This window comes from Stenotrophomonas sp. 05L44_2 (assembly GCF_056665995.1).
In genome coordinates, this window is sequence record NZ_JBFTNR010000271.1 from 1 (window position 1) to 5,002 (window position 5,002).

4 protein-coding genes are annotated in these 5,002 nt (G+C 65.7%); 2 read left to right on the forward strand and 2 right to left on the reverse strand.

From position 1 onward, the window contains the following. Positions 1-355: 355 nt before the first annotated feature. The gene (locus tag AC1VAN_RS11000) at positions 356-2,554 is read right to left on the reverse strand and encodes a TonB-dependent receptor (protein ID WP_480985802.1); all 2,199 of its coding nucleotides are present in this window, start codon (positions 2,552-2,554) and stop codon (positions 356-358) included. A 133-nt stretch (positions 2,555-2,687) separates the two neighbouring features. Here AC1VAN_RS11000 and AC1VAN_RS11005 point away from each other — a divergent pair, with 133 nt between their 5' ends. Both AC1VAN_RS11005 and AC1VAN_RS11010 read left to right on the forward strand, forming a co-directional pair. Then, positions 2,688-3,101, forward strand: a complete 414-nt coding sequence (locus AC1VAN_RS11005) for a MerC domain-containing protein (protein ID WP_025879338.1) — start codon at positions 2,688-2,690, stop codon at positions 3,099-3,101. Positions 3,102-3,211: 110 nt separating this feature from the next. After that, positions 3,212-3,394: a 30S ribosomal protein THX gene (locus AC1VAN_RS11010; protein ID WP_025879339.1), complete on the forward strand. Its 183-nt coding sequence runs from the start codon at positions 3,212-3,214 to the stop codon at positions 3,392-3,394. A gap of 82 nt (positions 3,395-3,476) precedes the next feature. On the opposite strand, the gene AC1VAN_RS11015 is transcribed toward AC1VAN_RS11010, so the two are convergent. Next, the gene (locus AC1VAN_RS11015; protein WP_032976055.1) at positions 3,477-4,742 is read right to left on the reverse strand and encodes an alkaline phosphatase family protein; all 1,266 of its coding nucleotides are present in this window, start codon (positions 4,740-4,742) and stop codon (positions 3,477-3,479) included. Between the last annotated feature and the right edge of the window lie 260 nt (positions 4,743-5,002).

Consider the following 5,002-nt stretch of genomic DNA (forward strand, 5'->3'; position numbering starts at 1 on the left):
GAGGGAGGATGAGGGCTCGGCGGGCAGCGGCATCGGCACGTTGGGTGGTCATGGCTTCATTTTCGGACACAAATGTCCGGATGGCGAGAGACAGATGGCGACGGGATTGTCCGCTTGTTGTCGTACGCACATCTTTGTGACGGATGCGTGAGGGTCGATCGAGGTCATCAAAAAAGACGGGGGGCCAACCTGGCCCCCCGGGAGAGAACGACAGCATGCCGCCGTCAAAGTCAGTAGATCCACACCACGCGCGGATGCACTTCAGTAGATCCACGCGATGCGTGGATGCACGTCAGTAGATCCACGCCATGCGTGGATGCACTTCAGTAGATCCACGCCATGCGTGGATGCCTCATCAGAAGAACGCGCGGATCCCGAAGGCGACGCCACGACCCGGCAGCGGCGAGTAATCCTTCAGCAGCGAGGTATGCGGACGCACTTCGCGGTTGGTCAGGTTGCTGCCATCCAGGAACAACTCGTAGCTGTTGCTGTCGCTGCGGTCCCAGCGGTAGGCCAGGTGCGCATCGACCAGGGTGTAGCCGTTGCTCGGCTCCTCGTTCTGCGCAACGTCCTTCTGCCGGCTGTAACGCACCGCGCCCACCGAGGCACGCCAGCCATCCTTCGCCCAGCGCAGGTCGGCGCCGACACGGGCCGGGGCGATGCGCGGCAGGTAACCGGTGTTGGCCAGTTCCACGCTGTAGTTGTGGTTGTGGTCACCGTGCGGCACGGCGATGTCCAGGGTACGGCTGCCGTTGCCGTCCAGCTTGGCCTGCACGTAGTCGCCGAACACGCGCAGGTCCCAATCGCCGGCGCCGCCTTCGAACAGATGCACCAGCGCTTCGGCTTCGGCGCCCTTGAACACCGCGTCCTGCTGGGTCCAGGTGCGCACCGGCAGGCTCTCGGTGATGCCGGTGTCGGCCAGGTAGATGAAGTCCTTGAACCTGGTCTGGTAGATCGCGGCAGAGAAGTCCAGGCGCTCGCTGTGGGTGTGGATGCCCAGTTCAATGCGTTGGCCGCGCTCGGTCTTCAGGTTGGCATCACCGATTTCCAGCGAACGGGTGGCGATGTGCGCACCGGCGGCGTACAGCTCCTCATTGGTCGGTGCACGCTCGGAGCTGTCCACGCCGATGCGCAGGTCGACCGCATCGTTGAGCTTCCAGATACCGGCGGCCGACAGGTTGGTGGCGTCGAACTTGCGGCGGCGGTAGTCGCCGGTCGGGTCCAGCTTGACCTGGTCGTGGCGACCGCCCAGTTCCAGCTTGAACGGGCCGAACTGCTTTTCCTGCAGAACGAACAGGCCGATGTTCTTGGTTCCGGTATCGGGCACGAACGCTTCTTCGCCCTTTGCGCCGAAATCGCTGTTGCCGAACTGCAGGCCGAAGGCGCCGTCCCAGCCGCCGATCTGCTGCTGCACCGCTTCCAGGCGGCCTTCGATGCCGCGGTTGGTGAAGCGGGTGGACGGCGTGCCGGCTTCCAGCTCCACGTGTTCGTAGTCGGTGTAGGCCACGCGCGCGTTGACGTTCTTCAGGAACGATACCGGGTTGTAGATGCCGGCCTTGGTCTCGAAACGGTTCTGCACCATGTCGATGCGCACGTCGTGCTCTTCACCTTCCTCCTCCTCGCCATGGTCGTGGTCGTGACCATGGTCGTGGCCATCGCCGTCGGCATGCACGTGGGCGCCGTTGGGGATGCCGTAGTTGGTGCGGTAGGTGCTGGCCGAGGCGCCGAAGTAGCCGCCTTCGCCCAGCCAGGTGGCGCCGACGCCACCGGCGCGGGTGCGGATGGAACTGTTGTCCAGGCGGCCGCGACGCGGCTCTTCGCCTTCCTCGCCCGCGTGGTCGTGGTCATCGTGGTGGTCTTCCAGGCCCTCGATCACCGCGTAGCCGGGAATGCGGAAATCATCGCCATTGCGCACCAGGCCATCCACGTGCAGCACGACATTGCCGCTCACGCCGTCCAGGCGGAACATGCCGCTGCGTTCGTCGTTGACCGAATTGCCACGCAGCTCGGCACGGCCGCTGAGCGGGCGATCCGGCAGTTCGCGCGCAATGCGCCCATCGACCACGTTCACCGCACCGCCGATCGCGCCGCTGCCGAACAGCAGGGTAGCCGGGCCTTTCAGTACTTCGATCTGGTCGGCCAGGAACGGCTCGATGCTGGTSGCATGGTCGGCGCTSACSGTGGAGGCRTCCATGTTGCCCATGCCGTTGGACAGCACSGCCACGCGCGGRCCTTCCTGGCCRCGGATGATCGGGCGGCCGACGCCGGGGCCGAAGAAGGTGCTCTGCACGCCGGGCAGCTTGGCGACGGTGTCACCGAGGGTGCCGGCCTTCTGCTCATCGAGGCGCTCACCGGCCAGCACTTCAACCGGCCGCGCCAGCGATTCGGCATCACCCTGCAGCGGCGATGCCGTGACCTGCACCGAGGACAGCTCGGTCAGGTGGCGGTCACGATGCGAATCATCGTCGGAGGCCGCAARGGCGACGGAGGGCAGCAGCGCAGCAAGCGCCAGGGCCAGGGAATGCGGCTTGAGGCGAGGGTGACGGGAGGGCATGGGCGGTCCTTTGTTACATTGTATCAATCGGGTGGCGCACGAATCCCGTCGGCGGGACAGGGGGAGGGGAACCGTGCGGGTCGGGAAACGATGTTATATTATTCCATAACGATTCGCCGCCCTGCTGGAAGTCATGCCTTTGCCCTCACGCCTGCGCCACCTGCTCGATCGCTTCGGCGCCACCGGTTCGATGCTGTGCGCGGTGCACTGCGCGGTCATTCCGCTGCTGCTGGCCGCTGCCCCCTCGCTTGGCCTGTCCTTCTGGCTCAGCGATGGCGTGGAGAAGGCGCTGGTGGTGTTCGTGACCCTGCTGGGCTTGTTCAGCCTGGTCTGGGGCTATCGGCGGCACGGTGCGCTGCGTGCGCTGGCGTTCCTGATTCCCGGCCTGGTCGCGTTGTGGGCCGGCGTGCTGTACGACCCGCTGCACCACAACGCGGTGCCGCATGCGGTAGTGATGACCCTGGGCGGCCTGCTGGTCGGCATCGCGCACCTGGTCAACCTGCGCCTGAACCACGGCCACGTGCATGACGCCAGCTGCGCGCACTAGGCGCTCCGTGGTAGGCTTTCCGATCGTGCGCGGGGGCGCCCAGCAAGGCGGCCCCGCCGAACCCGTGTCAGTACGGGGTAACCAGATTTCACATTTGAGGAGTTGAAGACATGGGTAAGGGTGACCGCAAGACCGCCAAGGGCAAGCGCTACAACGCCAGCTACGGCAACGCCCGTTCGCACACCGCGAGCAAGGTCGCCGTAGGCGCCGCCGCCCCGGTTGCCAAGAAGACCGTGGCCAAGGCTCCGGCGAAGAAGGCTGTGGCCAAGAAGGCAGTGGCCAAGGCCGGCTGATCCGCCGACCGACCGCTCCAAAAAAAAACGCGGCGCTCGGCGCCGCGTTTTTTTTGGCCGTGGCCAGGGCATGGCGCCGCGATCAGCGCAGGGTTTTCTGCAGCGTCTGCGCGTTGCCATCGTTGGCCGCTTCCGGCACCTGCAGCAGGTGCACCAGCAGCGGGTAGACGTCGACATTGTCGAAACCGTCGATCACCAGGCCTTGCCGGAATGAAGGGCCACGGGCGACGAACACCGCGCGCATCGACGGCAACGCGTTGTCGTAGCCATGTGAGCCGCGATCGGCGTGCTCGCGCTTGGCGATCTTCTCGCGCGTCAGCGCGTCCCAGCCTTCATCCATCTGGCAGACGATGGCCGGCACGCGCGGATGGGTGCCGTAATGCCAGCGGGCCGGCAGATTCTCCTTCTTCCAGCATTCGTAGTGTGCGTGGCGACCGAGCAGGGCACGCTCGGCCTCTGCTTCGCGTCCCACCTCCGGCGTGAAGCCGACCGACTGGCCTGCGCTGACGTTGCGCGCGATGGCAGGGTCAACCATTGATTCGAGGGCGATCACCTGGCCCTCCGGCACCGACGCCATGCCGTGATCGGAGACCACGATCACGTTGGTGCTGTCGGCCAGGCCGTGCTGCTGCAGGCCATCGAGCACCTGGCCGATGACCTGGTCGGCATGCACGATGGCCTCGGTGTACTGCCTGGATTCGGGGCCAAAGTTGTGGCCGGCCTTGTCCACGTGCTCCATGTACAGCGTGGTCAGGCGCGGCGCATCGGCATCGGTCTGCGACAGCCAGTCGAGCACTGTCTGCGCACGCTGTTCCAGCGGTTCCTTGGCGTCGTAAATGCGCCATTGGCTGGGCCGTGTGCCTTGGATCTCGGCTTCGCTGCCCGGCCATGAGGTGGTGGCGGTGCGCACACCGACCTTCTCGGCACCGACCCAGATCGGTTCGCCGCCCCACCATCCGCTGGTGGTCACCGCAGCGCGGTCGTGCAGCGCGAAGCGACCGAGCGCAGCATCGTCCATGCTGTTGTTGATGATGCCGTGGTGGTCCGGACGCAGGCCGGTGACCAGTGTGTAGTGGTTGGGGAAGGTGAGCGAGGGATAGGAGGGCGTCATCCAGCGCGCACGCACGCCCCCATCGATGATCCGCTGAAGGTTCGGGGTGAGGCCGCGATCCAACGCATCGGCGCGCAGGCCGTCGATGGAGATCAACAGCAGCTTCGGCGGGCTGGCGGGCGGCGTATTCGCCTCCGCAGCAGGTGCAGCGATGGTTGTCGAAGGCGAAGGCGTGGTGGTGCATGCGGCCAGGGGCAGCAGCAGCGCCAGCGTGCAGGTCAGGCGTACGGAAGTCATCCGCCCATGATAATCCGCAGCAATGACGTACCCAAGACACGCCATCGCGCCTGTGGCGCGCTGGCGTGTCCACGCATTTCACCTTCCCCGCCCCCTTGAACAACAAGGGGGCTCTTCTCCAGACAGATTACGGATGCTTCCATCCACGCATGGCGTGGATCTACCGGAACGAATCAAGCCGTCACCGGGAACCTGTCGAAGGCGGGGCGGTGTCGGATTGCGGGGTGTCCGCGGCATGGATGCCGCGGCCAAGCCTTATC